Source organism: Cellulophaga sp. RHA_52, from assembly GCF_007827205.1.
GTDB classification, from domain to species: Bacteria; Bacteroidota; Bacteroidia; order Flavobacteriales; family Flavobacteriaceae; genus Cellulophaga; species Cellulophaga lytica.
This window is the reverse complement of the sequence record NZ_VIRZ01000001.1, coordinates 2828248-2843876: the sequence shown is the minus strand read 5'-3', so window position 1 is coordinate 2843876 and position 15629 is coordinate 2828248. Positions and strand designations below refer to the sequence as shown.

The 15629-nt window shown below is 30.3% G+C and carries 18 protein-coding genes and 1 riboswitch; of the genes, 10 read left to right on the top strand and 8 right to left on the bottom strand.

Annotation, left to right across the window (positions count from 1 at the left end; translation table 11 throughout):
• Positions 1 to 66 precede the first annotated feature (66 nt).
• Together JM80_RS12640 and JM80_RS12635 are read right to left on the bottom strand one after the other, a co-directional pair.
• Complete coding sequence (locus JM80_RS12640) at positions 67 to 747, bottom strand: LytTR family DNA-binding domain-containing protein (RefSeq protein WP_075695560.1); 681 nt, start codon at positions 745 to 747, stop codon at positions 67 to 69.
• Positions 740 to 1783, bottom strand: a complete 1044-nt coding sequence (locus JM80_RS12635) for a sensor histidine kinase (protein ID WP_144710397.1) — start codon at positions 1781 to 1783, stop codon at positions 740 to 742. Before JM80_RS12635 ends, JM80_RS12640 begins: the two co-directional genes overlap by 8 nt.
• A 192-nt stretch (positions 1784 to 1975) precedes the next feature.
• Between JM80_RS12635 and JM80_RS12630 the strand changes: the two genes are divergently transcribed.
• From JM80_RS12630 to JM80_RS12615, 4 genes are read left to right on the top strand one after another with little or no spacing between them, the layout of a single operon-like run.
• Entirely contained in the window at positions 1976 to 2266 is a 291-nt protein-coding gene (locus tag JM80_RS12630; RefSeq protein ID WP_013622411.1) for a hypothetical protein, read from the top strand.
• Positions 2267 to 2271: 5 nt separating this feature from the next.
• Positions 2272 to 3117: a YHYH protein gene (locus JM80_RS12625; RefSeq protein ID WP_144710395.1), complete on the top strand. Its 846-nt coding sequence runs from the start codon at positions 2272 to 2274 to the stop codon at positions 3115 to 3117.
• The gene (locus tag JM80_RS12620) at positions 3044 to 3661 is read left to right on the top strand and encodes a toxin-antitoxin system YwqK family antitoxin (RefSeq protein WP_144710393.1); all 618 of its coding nucleotides are present in this window, start codon (positions 3044 to 3046) and stop codon (positions 3659 to 3661) included. The genes JM80_RS12625 and JM80_RS12620 overlap by 74 nt, the downstream gene beginning before the upstream one ends.
• Positions 3639 to 4304 carry an SCO family protein gene (locus JM80_RS12615; protein ID WP_144710392.1) on the top strand — a complete coding sequence of 222 codons (666 nt, stop codon included), beginning with the start codon at positions 3639 to 3641 and terminating at the stop codon, positions 4302 to 4304. Before JM80_RS12620 ends, JM80_RS12615 begins: the two co-directional genes overlap by 23 nt.
• A 15-nt stretch (positions 4305 to 4319) precedes the next feature.
• Here the strand turns inward: JM80_RS12615 and JM80_RS12610 are convergent, their stop codons facing one another.
• The 3 genes from JM80_RS12610 to JM80_RS12600 all read right to left on the bottom strand — a co-directional run bounded on the left by JM80_RS12610 (position 4320) and on the right by JM80_RS12600 (position 7601).
• Positions 4320 to 5222 carry a DMT family transporter gene (locus JM80_RS12610; RefSeq protein ID WP_144710390.1) on the bottom strand — a complete coding sequence of 301 codons (903 nt, stop codon included), beginning with the start codon at positions 5220 to 5222 and terminating at the stop codon, positions 4320 to 4322.
• Positions 5223 to 5267: 45 nt separating this feature from the next.
• Positions 5268 to 6584, bottom strand: a complete 1317-nt coding sequence (locus JM80_RS12605) for a Na+/H+ antiporter NhaC family protein (protein WP_038506727.1) — start codon at positions 6582 to 6584, stop codon at positions 5268 to 5270.
• A gap of 50 nt (positions 6585 to 6634) precedes the next feature.
• A riboswitch (SAM-I-IV-variant riboswitch) is annotated at positions 6635 to 6735 on the bottom strand.
• Between the two features lie 53 nt (positions 6736 to 6788).
• Positions 6789 to 7601 carry a DUF1853 family protein gene (locus tag JM80_RS12600; protein ID WP_144710388.1) on the bottom strand — a complete coding sequence of 271 codons (813 nt, stop codon included), beginning with the start codon at positions 7599 to 7601 and terminating at the stop codon, positions 6789 to 6791.
• 80 nt (positions 7602 to 7681) lie between these two features.
• On the opposite strand from JM80_RS12600, the gene JM80_RS12595 reads away from it, so the two are divergent.
• The 3 genes from JM80_RS12595 (at position 7682) to JM80_RS12585 (ending at position 10821) form a co-directional block, all read left to right on the top strand.
• Positions 7682 to 8251, top strand: a complete 570-nt coding sequence (locus JM80_RS12595) for a phosphatase PAP2 family protein (protein WP_051456028.1) — start codon at positions 7682 to 7684, stop codon at positions 8249 to 8251.
• 139 nt (positions 8252 to 8390) lie between these two features.
• On the top strand, positions 8391 to 9011 hold the full coding sequence (locus tag JM80_RS12590) for a hypothetical protein (protein ID WP_144710386.1): 621 nt from the start codon (positions 8391 to 8393) through the stop codon (positions 9009 to 9011).
• A 382-nt stretch (positions 9012 to 9393) separates the two neighbouring features.
• Entirely contained in the window at positions 9394 to 10821 is a 1428-nt protein-coding gene (locus JM80_RS12585; protein ID WP_144710384.1) for a T9SS type A sorting domain-containing protein, read from the top strand.
• 54 nt (positions 10822 to 10875) lie between these two features.
• Here JM80_RS12585 and JM80_RS12580 read toward each other — a convergent pair whose 3' ends face one another.
• From JM80_RS12580 to JM80_RS12570, 3 genes are all read right to left on the bottom strand, one after another.
• The gene (locus tag JM80_RS12580) at positions 10876 to 11343 is read right to left on the bottom strand and encodes a hypothetical protein (RefSeq protein ID WP_013622421.1); all 468 of its coding nucleotides are present in this window, start codon (positions 11341 to 11343) and stop codon (positions 10876 to 10878) included.
• Positions 11344 to 11410: 67 nt separating this feature from the next.
• Entirely contained in the window at positions 11411 to 11887 is a 477-nt protein-coding gene (locus JM80_RS12575; RefSeq protein WP_075695566.1) for an Hsp20/alpha crystallin family protein, read from the bottom strand.
• A gap of 121 nt (positions 11888 to 12008) precedes the next feature.
• The gene (locus JM80_RS12570; RefSeq protein ID WP_144710382.1) at positions 12009 to 12905 is read right to left on the bottom strand and encodes an AraC family transcriptional regulator; all 897 of its coding nucleotides are present in this window, start codon (positions 12903 to 12905) and stop codon (positions 12009 to 12011) included.
• 164 nt (positions 12906 to 13069) lie between these two features.
• Here JM80_RS12570 and JM80_RS12565 point away from each other — a divergent pair, with 164 nt between their 5' ends.
• The 3 genes from JM80_RS12565 (at position 13070) to JM80_RS12555 (ending at position 15604) form a co-directional block, all read left to right on the top strand.
• Positions 13070 to 13699: an alpha-ketoglutarate-dependent dioxygenase AlkB gene (locus JM80_RS12565; protein ID WP_144710380.1), complete on the top strand. Its 630-nt coding sequence runs from the start codon at positions 13070 to 13072 to the stop codon at positions 13697 to 13699.
• Between the two features lie 214 nt (positions 13700 to 13913).
• Positions 13914 to 14588, top strand: coding sequence for an NAD(P)H-dependent oxidoreductase (locus JM80_RS12560; RefSeq protein WP_034643676.1), 675 nt, complete (start codon positions 13914 to 13916; stop codon positions 14586 to 14588).
• Positions 14589 to 14596: 8 nt separating this feature from the next.
• Positions 14597 to 15604: a zinc-binding alcohol dehydrogenase family protein gene (locus JM80_RS12555; protein ID WP_144710378.1), complete on the top strand. Its 1008-nt coding sequence runs from the start codon at positions 14597 to 14599 to the stop codon at positions 15602 to 15604.
• Positions 15605 to 15629 lie beyond the last annotated feature (25 nt).

Below are 15629 nucleotides of genomic sequence, written 5' to 3'. Positions count from 1 at the left end.
TTAATCTGTTAGATTTGTAAATTAAAAGCCTAGTTAATGTTTGTATAACTGGGCTTTTGCTTTTAGCTAAAATAGCTCTTTCTTTACTTTGTCATAATAACTGTCACTCACTGGTATGTTTATACTAGATAATAGTAAATCTCTGCCTTTAAGACTTGTAACTTTACTTTTGTTTACAATAAAAGACCTGTGTACACGCATAAATAAATTTGGATCTAAGGTTTTTTCTAAAGATTTTAATGTCTGGTGACTCATTATCTTTTTACCATCTTCTAAATAAAAATTAACGTACTCACTATCACTTTCTATATGCGTAATGTGCTGTAATTGTATTTTATGCAAGTCATAACCAGATTTAATAGTTATAGTAGTATTATTAGTATACTTATTAGGGCTTTCTGTTGTTTCAAGTTTATTTACAGCTTGTAAAAAACGTTCAAAAGTTATAGGTTTTAATAAATAATCTAGAGCGTTTAACTCATAGCCTTGCAAAGCATACTCAGAATAAGCAGTTGTAAAAATTATTTTAGTAGTAGCGGGTATCATTTTAGCAAAATCTGTTCCTTTTAAATTAGGCATTTGTATGTCTAAAAAAATAAGGTCAATTGTATTTGCTTTTAGTGTTTGTATAGCGTCAATAGGGTTTTCGTAATCAGCAACAAGCTCTATGTAATCTAATTTACTAATATAGCTAGTTAATAAGCCTCTAGCTAGTTCTTCATCATCAATAATAATACATTTATACATTTTGCTGTAAATTTAATTCAACTTTAAAAATACCATCAGTTTTAGAAATAGTTAATGTATGTTTATTAGGGTAAAGTATTTCTAGTCTCTTTTTTACATTATCTAAGCCTATACCTCCTACATCATCTTTTAAAATATCTTTAGTGGCTATGCTATTTTCTACTTTAAAATTAATGTTACCATTGTCTGCCGTTAATTTAATAGTAATAAATGTAGCATTAAATTGTTCTATATTACTATGTTTAATGGCATTTTCTACAAATGGTATAAGTAACATTGGGGCAATTTGTATACTACTATCTTTTACGTTAAATGTAGTGTTTATAGGGTATTTTTTACTGCTTTTTAAGGTAAAAAGTTTTATGTAGTTCTCTATATATTCAATCTCTTTAGAGAGGAGTACAAAAGGTCTCTCGCACTCATATAAAACATACCTTAGCATTGTAGATAAATAACTTATACTTTCTTGGGTTTTAGCAGTATCTATAGCAGATAACGCATAAATGTTATTTAAAGCATTAAACAAAAAATGCGGATTTATTTGTGACTTTAAAAGTTTTAATTCTGTTTCTAAATTTTCATTTTTACTAATAATTATTTCTTCTTCCTTTTTTTTAGTATACACAATAAACTCTATTACAGTAGCTAAAATATATGCAATAAATAAAAGTAATATTTGTGTAAACTGCCTAGACGGTGGCCTTGGTATGTTTTCCCTATTTATATTAGGTAATTCTGCAGCCTGTGGTATTCTTGGTAAAGGCAAAGGACGTTCTGGAGGGAGTAACACAGACATTAGAGCTATAAAAATACCCAGAGCTATTACAGATATTATAACAAATTGTAAATGTTTTTTAGGGAATAAAAACTTTGGAGCAGTATAAAAAATTAATAATGCTATTAATACTATTTGTCCTAAAAAAGAAAATAAGTTTTGCTCTATAAAATTTGTAGCCCAAGCTTGTTGTGACCATAAAACAAACCACAAAGCAAACCATAAAATGGATTGAGAAATAAATCTAATTGTTGTATTCATACTACAAATAAATGAAAATAAAAATCAATGTATGTTTAAAAAACAGCCTATTTACCCAGTGTAAAATAGATTTGGCAGAATGTAAAAACAGTTTTACAGAAAGCTTAGCTGCATTCACTTAAAACCAAACATCTGCATTAATCTTATGCTCATCTTTGAAATCTAAAATAGTAGAATTTTAAAAATAAAAAGATGAAAAATACAACAGTAAAAAAAGGAGTTTTAGTAGTAGCGTTAGTAGCATTTGGTGCAATGGGATTAAAAGCACAACCACCAAAAGGAGAACAACGTAAAAGACCTACGTTAGAAGAGATTTTTAAACAGATGGACGCTAATGAAGATGGTAAACTTACTAAAGAAGAGGTAAAAGGACCTTTAAAAAAAGATTTTAAGAAAATTGATGCCAATGAGGATGGGTTTTTAACTAAAGAAGAAATAGAAAAAATGCCTAAGCCAGAAAAGAAAGAGAAACCATCTAAATAAAACTTATGAAAATTTCTAAATTAAAATATATACCATTATTTAGTATAGCAACCATTGTTACTGTAGCATTTATTGCCTGCAGTAATGATAGTAATTCTGATGAGGATGCTATAAATAATGATGATACAAGTGCTGAATTACACGCAGCTTTTGCAGAGTTTGATTCTGAGAATGTAACAATTTTATTAAATGGTACAGAAGTAGAAATAGAAACTAACGGAATGCCAAACCATACGTCTCCGTATTGGTCTAATACTACAGAACGTTCTGCTGTAGACCCAATGGGTAATACGTTAACTACAGAAGCAGCAGATAGTAATCATCCTTTATTTGTAGAGCCTACGGTAACTAGTTTCGAAAAAATGGCTCCAGGTAATATTGATGATTTTAATGGATCATATTCTTTGACTGTTCCCCAAACACCAACTAAGGCATCTACAAGTACTTCTACTGGTTTAGGAGCTATTGGTATAGCTGTAAGTGGTGCAATGATTTATAATGATGAAGAAGGACCAAATGTACCTTTAGATGATGCAGTAGGCTCTTTAGATTATACAGCAGCACATACAGGTCCGCAAAGTTACCATTACCATTTAGAAACCAAAGCATGGTCTAATGATGATGAAAATTTAATTGGTATTATGGCCGATGGTTTTTTCTTATATGGTAGAAAATGTAATGCTACAGGCACTTATCCTACAGATTTAGATGCTTCTGGCGGGCATACAAGTATAACACAACACTCAACTGAAGAAGAATATCATTATCACATACAAAATGAGTTATATCTTAACCAATTTTACATTCTATTCCCAGGAGATTACCAAGGTACGCCAGCTACTATTTTATAAGTTGTTGTTAGTTGTTGCTTTACTGTTTGTAACTAGTTGTACAACGGTTACTGCTGTATCAAAAAAGAACTTAGAAGTAAAAAATAATCAAGGGCTTGTGTATTATAAAAACAAGCCTTTTACTGGCTTAGCTATTAGTTTTTATAAAAATGGTGGCAAGTCTGAAAGTATTAGCTATAAAAATGGAAAAAAAGATGGCAATTACCAAAAATGGTTTTATACGGGTGATCTTAGTTACCAAGCATATTACAAAAACGGAAAAAAAGAGGGCGTGGCTAAGTCTTGGTGGAGCAATGGTAAACTAAGGTCTAGATCTGTTTTTGAAAACGGAATTGTAAACGGTATACAAAAGCAGTGGTACAAAACAGGAGCAAAATTTAAGGAGATGAATATTGTAAACGGAAAGGAAGAAGGCTTGCAAAGAGCATGGCGTAAAAACGGAAAAATATACAATAATTATGAAGCAAAAAACGGTAGAATTTTTGGACTTAAAAGAGCAAATCTTTGTTTTCAATTGGAAGATGAAATTGTACAGGTTAAATAGCTTGTTTACAGCATTTTTACTTGTTTTTACATTGTTTGGATGCAATAATAAATCTAACAGTGAAAAAGAGAGTGCTTTACCTTATTACGGTGAATCTAGTTTTACTCCAAAATGGTTGGCTACAGATAGTAAAGAAGCTATGGAAATGCATAGAATACCCAATTTTAGTTTAATAAACCAAAACGGAGAAGTAATAACACGTAATACTTTTAAAAATAAAATTTATGTAGCAGATTTTTTCTTTACTAGTTGTTCTGGTATTTGTCCTAAAATGACAAGTAATATGTCTGTATTACAAGAAGCTTTTAAAACAGATGATGATGTTTTGTTGTTATCACATACGGTAACTCCGGAGACAGACACAGTAGAAGTTTTAAACGAATATGCAAAAACTAAAGGTGTTACGCCTAACAAATGGCATTTAGTTACTGGTAGTAGAAGTGAAATTTATAACTTAGGTAGAAATGCCTATTTTATAGAGGAAGACTTAGGAGAACTAAAAACAGATGATGATTTTTTACACACAGAAAATTTTGTTTTAATTGATAAAAACCAGCATATTAGAGGTATTTATAACGGATTAAACAAAACTGCTATACAACAACTTATTGCTGATATTAAAACTTTAAAAGAAGAGTATTAATTATTTGTTTTTTATTTAGTTAGAATATAATATTAAAGCAACACCTAAAAGTATACCAGCAAGCGGAATAAGCTTTTTTCGTTTGTTTTTTTCTTTAAACAAAATTCCGCCTAATAATACGGCTATTAAAATTTGACTCCTTTTTATGGCAGATAAAAGCATTATTAATGCATCTGGATCTTGTAGTGCTTTAAAGTAAAAATAATCTGCAGTTTGCAATAAAATACCAACAGCGGGTATAGACCAACGCCATTTAAACGCTTTTCTTTTGTCTGCCTTTGGAAACCAAGTTATGGCTAGTATAACTAATAATATTAAAATAGTATACCAGCAAAACCAAAACTGTAGTGTTTGCGGATTTAAATTTACGTGTTGTATTAAAAATTTATCATATAAACCGCTAGATGAGCCTAAAAAGGTAGCACCTATTATAGCAAATATCCATTTGTTCTTTTTAAAATTGATACCTTCTTGTTTTCCAATTCTAGAGTATAAAAAAACAGAAAATATGATTAAGAAAAAGCCAATCCATTGCCAATAATTTGGTCGTTCATGATAAATAAAAATTGCGCCAATAAAAGTAAAAAAAGGTCCGGCGGAACGTATTGGAGTAACAATAGTAATGGGCAAATGTTTTAAGGCTTGGTAAGCCAATACCCAAGAGCCAGCCATTAGCATAGATTTTATAACAATTAATGCGTGGTTTTGCCAAGGAATATCTGTGATGTAAAAACCAATTTCTTTAGTAAACTCAGGATAAAATTTAGATCCTAAATAAAAAGGTAGTAACAGTAAAAAACCAGCAGTTATAGTACCTAAAAGTACAGGAAAAACCTCATTGCCTTGTACAGCATGTTTTTTGCACAAATTGTGCAATCCTAAAAATAAAGCCGATAAAAGGCCTAAATACATCCACATGGCCGCGAAGATAGTTTTTTAGATAAATTTTAAGAGTGTTGTGTATTATTTTATGTCAGATTTCTTCAATTTAAACGGATTTAAACTAATGTATATTATGGTATAGATAAATAACAGAAGTAAATACCAGGTATTACTTATTAAGTCTGTATATGTTAGTTTTCCTTCAGAAAAGCTTAAAATCATTAATACTTGTGCTCCATAAGGTAGCAAACCTTGTGTAATACAGGCAAAAATATCTAATATTGAAGCCGTATTTTTATTGTCTAACTTATACTCATCGTTTATAGTTTTGGCAATAGTACCAGAAATAATTATGGAAACGGTGTTATTTGCAATAGCCATATTAACCGTACTTACTAGTGTGGCAATTCCAAATTGTGCAGATTTTTTACTCTTTATAAGTGTTTTTATTTTATTTAGAATATAGTCTATCCCTCCATTTTTAGCAACCAAAGCAGCTAAGCCACCAGACAATAAGGATAACAAAAAAATCTCTGTCATACTCGTAAATCCTGCATATGCATACTTAGTAGATTCAATTAGCGTAAAGTCACCGTAAAATATACCAATTATTGCAGCTAAAATTACACCAAGTAATAAGGTAACAAAAACGTTTACACCAATAACAGATAGTGCAATTACAAATACATAAGGTACTATTTTTAGTAGGTTATAATTATAGGTTGTATTTTCTAAACTATGCGCATTTAAATCTGCTCCTTTAAAAATTAATACAACAATTGTAATTAAAGCTGCTGGTAATGCAATTTTTATATTTTGTTTAAATTTATCGCTCATTTTAACTCCTAAAGATTGTGTTGCTGCAATAGTTGTATCTGATATTACAGAAAGGTTATCTCCAAACATAGCACCACCTAAAAGTGCACCACAAAGCACGGCTAAAGATGCACCACCTTTATCTGCAAACCCTATAACAATTGGTGTTAAAGCTACAATGGCACCTACAGATGTACCTGTAGATATAGATAAAAAGGCAGCAATAATAAACACTCCAAAATAAATGTATTGTATAGGAATTATATCTAACCCTAAACTCACAATAGCGTCTACACTACCTGTTTCTTTGGTAATTGTTGCAAATGCACCAGCCAACAAATATATAAGGCACATAGTTAGTATTTTACTATCTCCACAGCCTTCTAAAAGTGTATTAATTTTAGCATTAATAGTTTGTTTAAATAATAAAAAAGCGGCTATAATACCTGCAATAACAGCTATAGGCGCTGGTAATGCATAAAAGTCGTTCTGATAAATACCTACGCCTAAAAATGTAAATACAAATACAAATAAGGGTAATAATGCTATAAGCTTTGGTGTACTATTTTTTATTGCAGTCATTTTTATTGTTTTGCAGAATCACAATAAGAAAAAGACAAATAATAAGGAGTTAAATTAACATTTTTTCCAAAGTATTGGCTTATCCTTTTTTAGCACCTTGCTCGTTATTGCAGGTTGCTATCTCTTTTTTTTGAGATTCTTGATAATTAAGTGCGCAAAACTAAAGCATAACAACGAGATAAAATCATAATTTTTTGTTATTTTTTACCACCAAACAACAAAAAACTTTTCTAATTCTCCGTTAGGAAATTTTATCCAGCATAATGGAGACTTTTTGGCAGTAATTAAGGTGTTAACCTCTGCAGTAAATGTATTATATGTTAGCCAGTTTACTTGTGTTTTTACTTCTTGCAGCCAATTAGTTTTGTTAGGTATATAAAACTTACACTTATTAAATTGCTCTAATTGTGCATGCTTAACATAAAAACCTTTTACACAGTTCTTATTTAACTGCTTAAATTTTACACTTCTTTTGTAAGGTGTAAATAGTTGTGCTTTAAAAAATACACGTTGTTTAATTTTATTTAAACTTAAATTTAGCTTTTTAATTATTGGGGTTGTATGGGTGTTGTAGAGTAGTGGTAGTTGCTTATCTTTAAGTTTATCTAACTTTTTAATTAGAGAATCATTTCTGTTTGGTCCAATCCAATAATCTAACTCAGTACTACCAACCGTATCATCAAACAGGTAAAATTTATAAATTATTTCTATATGATAGGCTATTTTGTTTTTTATTAAAATACAGTCTATTTCACCAATAGTAAGCTTATTGTTTTGTATTTGTAGGTTTTCTGCTAAAATAGTAATGTCTTTAGATTGCTTAAAATCTGTGCTAACATAGCGTTCTATCCTTTTTCCTAATCTTAAATTTGTTGGTATCTTATCAGTAAATTTTGGAGTATCATTTTTTTCTAATTCAAACTGTTTTAAACCATACACGCTGTTGCTTACCCATAGTGTTGGGGTATTTACATAACCAATAAACTGTTGCTCTATGTCTTTGTATTGTAATGTCATTTAAAACAAAGTAAACACTTGTACTAATTAATTAACTATTTCTACAAATAAAACTATATTTGTGATAATAAATGGTTTAAATGAAAATTAAAATAGCTCAATTTATATCTGTATTAGGACACCCGTTGTTGCTATTTCCTTTTTTAATTTTAATTTTTAATCTTAATGATAAGGAAACAGTCTTTTCCCATACCTTATCTCTTATTTATGGCATTTTTTTTCTAGTTTTAATTGCTTGGGTCTATATAGGAAAAAGAAGAGGAAAATATACAGACTTAGATGTGTCTAACAAAAGGGAGCGTAGATCGTTGTATATATTTGCTTTACCACTAATGGTTTTGGTTCTTTTCTTTTTATTTTATACAAACCAGCCTGTTTACATTTGCACTAGCTTTTCTATAGCTACGCTTATGCTTTTAGCTTCTTTCGGAATTAATTTTCTTATAAAAATATCTATGCACGTGGCTATAAACATATATTTAGCACTTGCTATTATATTTGTAAATAGGCGTTTAGGTGTTGTTCTTATATTATTTACATTTTTAGTAATGTGGTCTAGACTTGTATTAAAAAGGCACACACCAAAAGAGGTTGTTACAGGCTTAATTATAGGCTCATTGTTTGGGCTAACCTTAGTACTTATATCTTAGAAGTTCCTTAAAGTAATTTTAAAACGAAAATATATCAATTACAATTAAATATATATTAGATAGCAACATTTTTATATTCTAATATAAGACTCAGTAACTGTTTGGCTAGTTTTGGAGTGTAAAACAATCAAACATAAAAATGAAAAATACTTTAAAAATTACGTTTATACTTGTTATGTTGCTAATAACTTCCTGTGGTAGCGATAAAGGCACAATCAGAATTTCTACACTAGAAGGCTTACAAGCAGCCAAACAATTAGCAATGACTAGTTTTGGAGCCGATTTAGAAGTTTATAGGTTAGAGTTTTATTCTAAAGAAGATTTAAACTCAGATTTAGGTAGCATTACCATTAAGTATTTAAAAGATGGTAAATTATTTAGCAGACGTTATACCACAAAAACAAATTATGCTGAAGCTACTTTAGAAGATGAAAAGCTTTTGAATGATGCCTTTCAGAAAAAATTTCATATCAAAAATGCACAAGGTAAACTTAAAATTAGTGATCTAGATGTAGATGCTATTTTTTCTAATGTAAATAAAGGTGTTGTACTTATTGAAGAAGAAATGGAAATAGACAACTATCAAGTTAGAGAATACTACGTTGAAGTAGACACTAAGACAAATAAAATATCTTCAGATTTTGAAATACACGTAACAGAACCTAACAATGAAACCATTGAAGGACGTAATATAGTAACTAATTTTTATGAAGTTGAGTTTAAGGTCGATGAAAATGGTGAACTTACCATTAAAGGCTAATAGTAAATATACAATATAAAGCGTTCCCCGCTTTTTTACAAAGGTTGTCCTATGTTCCTATAGGCAACCTTTTTTATTTTTAGGACTAAATTACATAGACAAAGTAAGTGTGTATAAAAGTTTTTTCTTACAAAAAATATTTTATAAGATAGATTTGTAATTTTATTTTCTGTTACCTTTATCAACAATATAGTTATTTTACCGGTAAAATGCATAAGTTTTAATAGGTTATTTATATGCCTGTTGAGTATTTGTCTAGTGTATATTTATCATATTTTTCTTGTTAAATAGTAGTTTCGTATTAAATAATTTTAGTCTGTTTCCCCAGGATATGAATTTTTTTGAAGAAAATAATTTAATCAATATTTAAACTACATTTTTTATGAAAAAGATTAGCCTACTATCAATTATTATGTTTCTACAATTGCTATTTGTTAATGCTCAGTACGATTGGGATAACATACCTATACCCGCAAATGCCGGATCAGGAAAAACGTGGCAATTACAAGTACAAGCCAGTGACGATTTTAACTACCAATTTTTACCTTCTACCAATGTTACCGATTTTGGCCCAGGAAATAATAAAAAATGGTATAATAAATACCATAATTTACCAAGTGGTGCTCCCAATAATTTTGAAGGTCCAGGACCAACAAAATGGATGCAAAACCACGTAGCTGTTTCTGGAGGTCATTTAAATATTTGGGCATCTAGAATCCCTGGAGCAACCAAGTCTTTTGTTGGCTCTAGCGGAAATTTAATTTCTAGACCAGAAACAAGAGCTGGTTGTATAACTAACAAAACGCGTGTAAAATTCCCTGTATTTGTAGAAGCTAGTATAAAAGTAATGAACTCTTCATTAGCTTCGGATATTTGGCTACTTAGCCCAGATGACACACAGGAAATAGACATTATAGAATGTTATGGAGGGCCAGGAGACGACAATAGAAATGGTTTCTTTGCAAATAAAATACACCTTAGTCATCATGTATTTATTAGGCCTCCAAACTTTAAAGATTACCAACCTGCAGATTTTAATAGTTGGTGGCAAAAAAATGGAGTTAACCAATGGGGAGGAAGAGTTGTAAGAATAGGTGTTAACTGGGTTTCTCCTAAAAGATTAGAGTATTTTGTAGACGGGCAAATGGTACGTGTTTTAGATGATACTGCAGTACAAACCAGATTAGCAGATGGTACTTGGCAATATACATACCCAGCTGGTGTAACAAGTACTGGTGTTAACGGACAGTTAGTTAGAGAAAATGGATACCAAAAAATGAATATTGCTACTAGTTTAAATGATGCAAAAAACAAGTCTAATATTAGTGTTATAGATCCATTTAATTATTTAAATAACCAGAGAAGATTTACAAAAGAAATGGATATTATTATTAATGTAGAAGACCAAAGTTGGCAAGCAGAGGCTAACAGATCTGCTACAGATAAAGAGTTAGAGAATTTTGAAAATAATAATTTACTTGTAAATTGGATTAGAGTATACAAACCTGTTAATGCTAGTAACTTTGTTAATACAGAGATTTCTAATAATTCTGCTAGAGCTTTAACTTCTAATGAAGAAGAAAAGCAAGAGCTAGCAGTATTTCCTATTCCTGCTAAAGACGTTGTAAATATTAGTAGTAAAGACTATGTACAGGCTAAGGTTTATAATTTGCAAGGACTAATTGTTTTAAGAAAAGATGTTGCAGATGGTACACTAAATGTTTCTTCTTTAGAAAAAGGTATTTATGTACTAGAATTAGCCAAAGCAAATGGTGAGTCTACAAAGCAAAAAATTGTAATATCTAAATAACAATTTTCTCTATTAACTTAAAACCCAAAACATAAATTATGTTTTGGGTTTTATTTATAATTTAGTTTTTTCACTTTCTTTAGGTTCAACTTTAGAAGAATATTTTTTTAAAAATTGCTGCTGTTGCTGTAGCATTCTATTTCTAATTTTATCTAACTGCATAAAATCTTCTCCAAAATCACTAGAGAAAAAATCATCATTAAAAAAACTATCCATAAATATAGAGTCTATATCTTGTGGTGTTGGAAAGGAGTGTAAACTAGAGAAAAACTTTGACTTGTAACTGTGTAACAAGCTGTCTTTTTCTAGATCAGATAAGTTGTTGTATGTGTTACTAGATGACCAAGAGTAAATACTATCATACTGTATTAAATTTCCCTTATCATCATACTGTTTATTCACTTTCCAGTCACCTGGCGGAACTTTTTCTGCCGTTTTTGGCGTTGTTTCTTCTTTGTTATTTTGCCCATTACAACTAACGTTTAAGCAAATTAGTAGGGCTAGAGCTAAATACTTTTTCATAGTGTAAAAATTAATTAGACATTATAAAATAACAGGAAGCTAATTGTTAGCTCCCTGTTATTATTAATTAAGATATATTTATTGTTCTAGCAGGCTTTTGCTTTGCCTCTTCTTTTTTTGGTAAGGTAATATGCAAAATACCATTTGTATACTTTGCATCTATACTAGCGTCATTAACAGTTTCTGGTAGTGTAAAAGTTCTTTTAAAAGATGAGTATCCAAACTCTCTACGCGTATAGTGTTGGTTGTTAGTTTCTTCTTCCTCTTTAATTTCTGCAGAAATAGTTAAAGATTGGTTATCTATTTCTACCTGAAAATTAGATTTATCTAACCCAGGAGCAGCCATATAAACTAAAAATGACTCTGGTGTTTCCTTAATATTTACCTTAGGCAAAGTTATACCTGTATTAAAGTTAGATGTAAATACAGTAGGTAAATCTAAATTAAACATATCGTCTATTACTCTAGACCAGCTAGGAAAGTTAATAGGTGAATTTGTGCTTGTTAAACCTCCGTTTTTAGGAACATTAATTAAATTGCTCATAATTACAAAAATTTTAAATTAAACAAAAAATCAAATACTTAATATGTAAGTAGTTAACAACAAAAAAAATGCCAATTTATAAAACTGACACATTAAAAAAATCTTAATATTAAATACTTTTTTAAGCTCTAATAGATGGTGCACAAGAACCTCGTTTTAATAACATATATTCTCCGTTATTTTTAAACTCTTTAATAGAAGTACCTGCGTAGCGTTTAAATGTTTTAGATAAGTGACTAACATCTGTAAACCCTAATTCATCAGCAATTTCTGTAAGTGTAAAATCAGAGTTTAATAAGCGTATCTCTACTAACTTTAGCTTTCCTTTTATAATATATTCTCTTAGTGACATTTTTACTTGTTTTTTAAAATATTCACTAACATAGGTTGGTGACATCATAAAAACATCTGCCAAATTTTCAACTTTTAACAATTCCGTCTTGTCAATGTTTTCATTTATATATGCAAGCATTTTTGTAATTCTATTATCAGAATTATTGTTAGGAGTTTCAAAATAAGTACTGTTTTTAATATTGCGTATTAATATTTCTAAAATACTAGTCATAAAACTAGTTATTAAGCTAACCGAGTCTTCACCATAACTTCTAGACTCTTGCAATATCATATCTATTAAATTTTCTAAATAATTGCGGTCTACTTCATTTTTAATAATATCTCCTGGCAATTGGTTGTAATTAGATAGTATGTATGATGCTTCTTTAAACCATTCATTTCTATCTATAGTCATTTTATTTACATTTTTAAAAAACGAATCTGTAAATTTTAAAAACACAAAATTAGTAGACTCTTTTATATTAAAAGAATGGCATTTTAAAGGTGGTAACAAAAATATACTACCTTTTTCATATTCATAGTCGTTGTAGTTTATACACTGGGTTCCTTTACCATTTTTTATTAAAACCAACTCAAAAAAATTATTTTTAACAGGTCGCTGTTTCCAGTCTGTTAATTCTATTTCTTGTATTTCAAAAGGTTTATGTGCTTCTAGTACTTGCATTTTTGAGATAATTAAGCTTTAAATGCACTAAAATAGAATATATTTTGAAAATTGTATAAATATTAACCTTTATTTATACAATGCTATCCTGTGTAATTACTTATAAATAGATAATAAAGTGAGTACCTTTGCTAAAGGTATAATTATATTGTTTTAAAAATTAAATGGATTTATTTAATCAAACCAATTTATTTTCAACTAAAGAAGTCCGTAAAACTACTTTTGATTTACCAGGAGCGGATATTACGTTGTTCGAAAATTTCTTCAGCATTGAAGAGAGTAACAAGCTGTATAAAAGTCTACTTCATAATACGCCTTGGCAGCAAGAACAAATTAGCATTCACGGTAAATTGGTAGATTATCCTAGATTAACAGCTTGGTATGGAGATGTTGACAAAGACATTAAATACACGAATACAAAAAGTAAAATGCATTTGTGGAATAACGATTTACTTTTCATTAAAGAACGTATAGAGAAAGAGGTGGATATCAAATTTACACGCTGTTTACTTAATTATTACCGTGACGGAAAAGATAGCGTAGACTGGCATCAAGACTACAAAGGAGAACAACGAAAAAATACGGTTATAGGTTCAGTTACTTTTGGTGCAACCAGACCTTTTCAGTTAAAACACATATCAAGAACAGATTTAAAACGTGTAGATATTCCATTAGCAAATGGTAGTCTTTTGTTAATGCAAGGCGCTACACAAGAAAATTGGAAACATAAAATACCTAAAACAAAAAAACATATTCTATCTAGAATAAATTTAACCTTTAGGTGGATTGCTTAATTAAAAAAACTTGTATTAATAAAGGTTTAACATTAACTTAATGTACGTTTTAATGCTTTAAATGCTTTTTTTTAGGTTGTTTTATGAATATTTTAAGAATAAACCTCTAATTAACCTTTTTTTGTACCTACTTCTCCTTTTTTTGTACCATTAAATAGCTTTATACCCTACATATCTTTGCCTTAAAATTAAACAACATATAAAAAAAGATATAATGAATACACCAAACATTGCAAAGGAGGATATTTTAAACGCGTTTAACTACAGACACGCTACCAAAGAATTTGATGCATCAAAAACATTAACCGATGAGCAAATCAATTTCATCTTAAAAACAGCAAATCTATCTCCAAGTTCATTTGGTTTTGAACCTTGGCATTTTATCGTTGTTCAGGATAAGGAATTACGTGAGCTATTAAAGCCAGTGGCTTGGGGTGCTCCGGTAAAATTAGATACTGCTAGTCACTTCATTTTAGGTTTGGCAATGAAAGCTCCTATGGTAAAGCATGATGCGCCATATATTGAACATATGATGAAAGAGGTAAAACAAATGCCGGAAGATGTTGTAGAAATGTACTCTAAATTTTACAGAGAGTTTCAGGAGCGTGATTTTACCTTAGATTCAGATAAAAAGTTATTCGATTGGTCATCAAAACAGACTTACATTGCTCTAGGTAATATGATGACTGCTGCCGCACTTACAGGAATAGATTCTTGTCCTATTGAAGGTTTCCATATAGAGGATACGGAAGCTTTATTAAGAGATAAATTCGGGGTGGATACAGATAAATATGGAATTTCTTTTATGGCTGCATTCGGATACAGAAAAGCAGATCCTGAATTCCCTAAGTCTAGAAGACCACTAGAGGACATTGTAACTTGGAAATAAGAAATATTATGAAAGCAATAGGGTACAAAGAGAATCTTCCAATTGACAATATAAAGTCTTTACAAGATGTAGAATTGGAAACTCCAAAAGCTACAGAAAGAGATATTTTAGTAGAAATAAAAGCTATTTCCGTAAATCCGGCAGATTATAAGGTACGTGCAGGAATGCCTGCAGAAGGTGACAACTGGAAAGTTATTGGCTGGGATGCAACGGGAATTGTAACTGCTGTTGGAGAAGATGTAACCTTGTTTAATGTAGGAGATGAAGTTTGGTACGCAGGCGATTTTACTCGTCAAGGTAGTTATGCAGAATACCAAATTGTAGATGAGCGTATTGTTGGTAAAAAACCACAAAGCTTATCTTATGCTGAAGCTGCTGCATTACCATTAACCACACTTACAGCCTATGAAATGTTGTTTGATAGGTTAGAGGTATCTAAAGACGATGCCAACAAATCTATTTTGGTAATTGGTGCCGCTGGTGGTGTAGGTTCTATTTTGGTGCAATTGGCTAAAAAACTGACCAAGTTGAATATTATAGGTACGGCTTCTCGTGAAGAAACTACGTCTTGGTTAAAAGAATTAGGTGCAGACACGGTTATTAACCACCGAAATAAATTGAGCGAAGAGTTCGAGAAATACAATTTACCGGCTCCGGAGTATGTAGTAAGCTTAAATGCTACGGAACACCACGTAGATGAAATTGCTAAACTGATAAAACCTCAAGGGAAATTTGGATTTATAGATGACCCAAAATCGCTAAATGTAATGCCTTTTAAAGGTAAAGCGGTTTCTACGCATATAGAGTTAATGTTTACACGCTCTATGTTTCAGACCGAAGATATGATTGAGCAGCATAATATATTGAACAAAGCTTCTGAATTAATCGACAACGGAGCTATTAGAACTACGTTAGGTGAAAATTTTGGAACTATAAATGCTGAAAATCTTAGAAAAGCGCACGCTTTTTTAGAAACAGGTAAAGCAAAAGGTAAAATTGTTTTAGAAGGATTTTAAGTGCGATAAGCCAAAAAACATATTA

Excerpts from the sequence above, each read along its gene's own strand:
- JM80_RS12610 (WP_144710390.1), bottom strand. The coding sequence starts at position 5,222 with ATGTGGATGTATTTAGGCCTTTTATCGGCTTTATTTTTAGGATTGCAC.
- JM80_RS12560 (WP_034643676.1), top strand. The coding sequence starts at position 13,914 with ATGAATACACCAAACATTGCAAAGGAGGATATTTTAAACGCGTTTAAC.
- JM80_RS12555 (WP_144710378.1), top strand. The coding sequence starts at position 14,597 with ATGAAAGCAATAGGGTACAAAGAGAATCTTCCAATTGACAATATAAAG.
- JM80_RS12635 (WP_144710397.1), bottom strand. The coding sequence starts at position 1,783 with ATGAATACAACAATTAGATTTATTTCTCAATCCATTTTATGGTTTGCT.
- JM80_RS12590 (WP_144710386.1), top strand. The coding sequence starts at position 8,391 with ATGAAAAATACTTTAAAAATTACGTTTATACTTGTTATGTTGCTAATA.
- JM80_RS12595 (WP_051456028.1), top strand. The coding sequence starts at position 7,682 with ATGAAAATTAAAATAGCTCAATTTATATCTGTATTAGGACACCCGTTG.
- JM80_RS12605 (WP_038506727.1), bottom strand. The coding sequence starts at position 6,584 with ATGACTGCAATAAAAAATAGTACACCAAAGCTTATAGCATTATTACCC.
- JM80_RS12585 (WP_144710384.1), top strand. The coding sequence starts at position 9,394 with ATGAAAAAGATTAGCCTACTATCAATTATTATGTTTCTACAATTGCTA.
- JM80_RS12620 (WP_144710393.1), top strand. The coding sequence starts at position 3,044 with ATGAGTTATATCTTAACCAATTTTACATTCTATTCCCAGGAGATTACC.
- JM80_RS12640 (WP_075695560.1), bottom strand. The coding sequence starts at position 747 with ATGTATAAATGTATTATTATTGATGATGAAGAACTAGCTAGAGGCTTA.
- JM80_RS12570 (WP_144710382.1), bottom strand. The coding sequence starts at position 12,905 with ATGCAAGTACTAGAAGCACATAAACCTTTTGAAATACAAGAAATAGAA.
- JM80_RS12600 (WP_144710388.1), bottom strand. The coding sequence starts at position 7,601 with ATGACATTACAATACAAAGACATAGAGCAACAGTTTATTGGTTATGTA.
- JM80_RS12625 (WP_144710395.1), top strand. The coding sequence starts at position 2,272 with ATGAAAATTTCTAAATTAAAATATATACCATTATTTAGTATAGCAACC.
- JM80_RS12575 (WP_075695566.1), bottom strand. The coding sequence starts at position 11,887 with ATGAGCAATTTAATTAATGTTCCTAAAAACGGAGGTTTAACAAGCACA.
- JM80_RS12615 (WP_144710392.1), top strand. The coding sequence starts at position 3,639 with ATGAAATTGTACAGGTTAAATAGCTTGTTTACAGCATTTTTACTTGTT.
- JM80_RS12630 (WP_013622411.1), top strand. The coding sequence starts at position 1,976 with ATGAAAAATACAACAGTAAAAAAAGGAGTTTTAGTAGTAGCGTTAGTA.
- JM80_RS12580 (WP_013622421.1), bottom strand. The coding sequence starts at position 11,343 with ATGAAAAAGTATTTAGCTCTAGCCCTACTAATTTGCTTAAACGTTAGT.
- JM80_RS12565 (WP_144710380.1), top strand. The coding sequence starts at position 13,070 with ATGGATTTATTTAATCAAACCAATTTATTTTCAACTAAAGAAGTCCGT.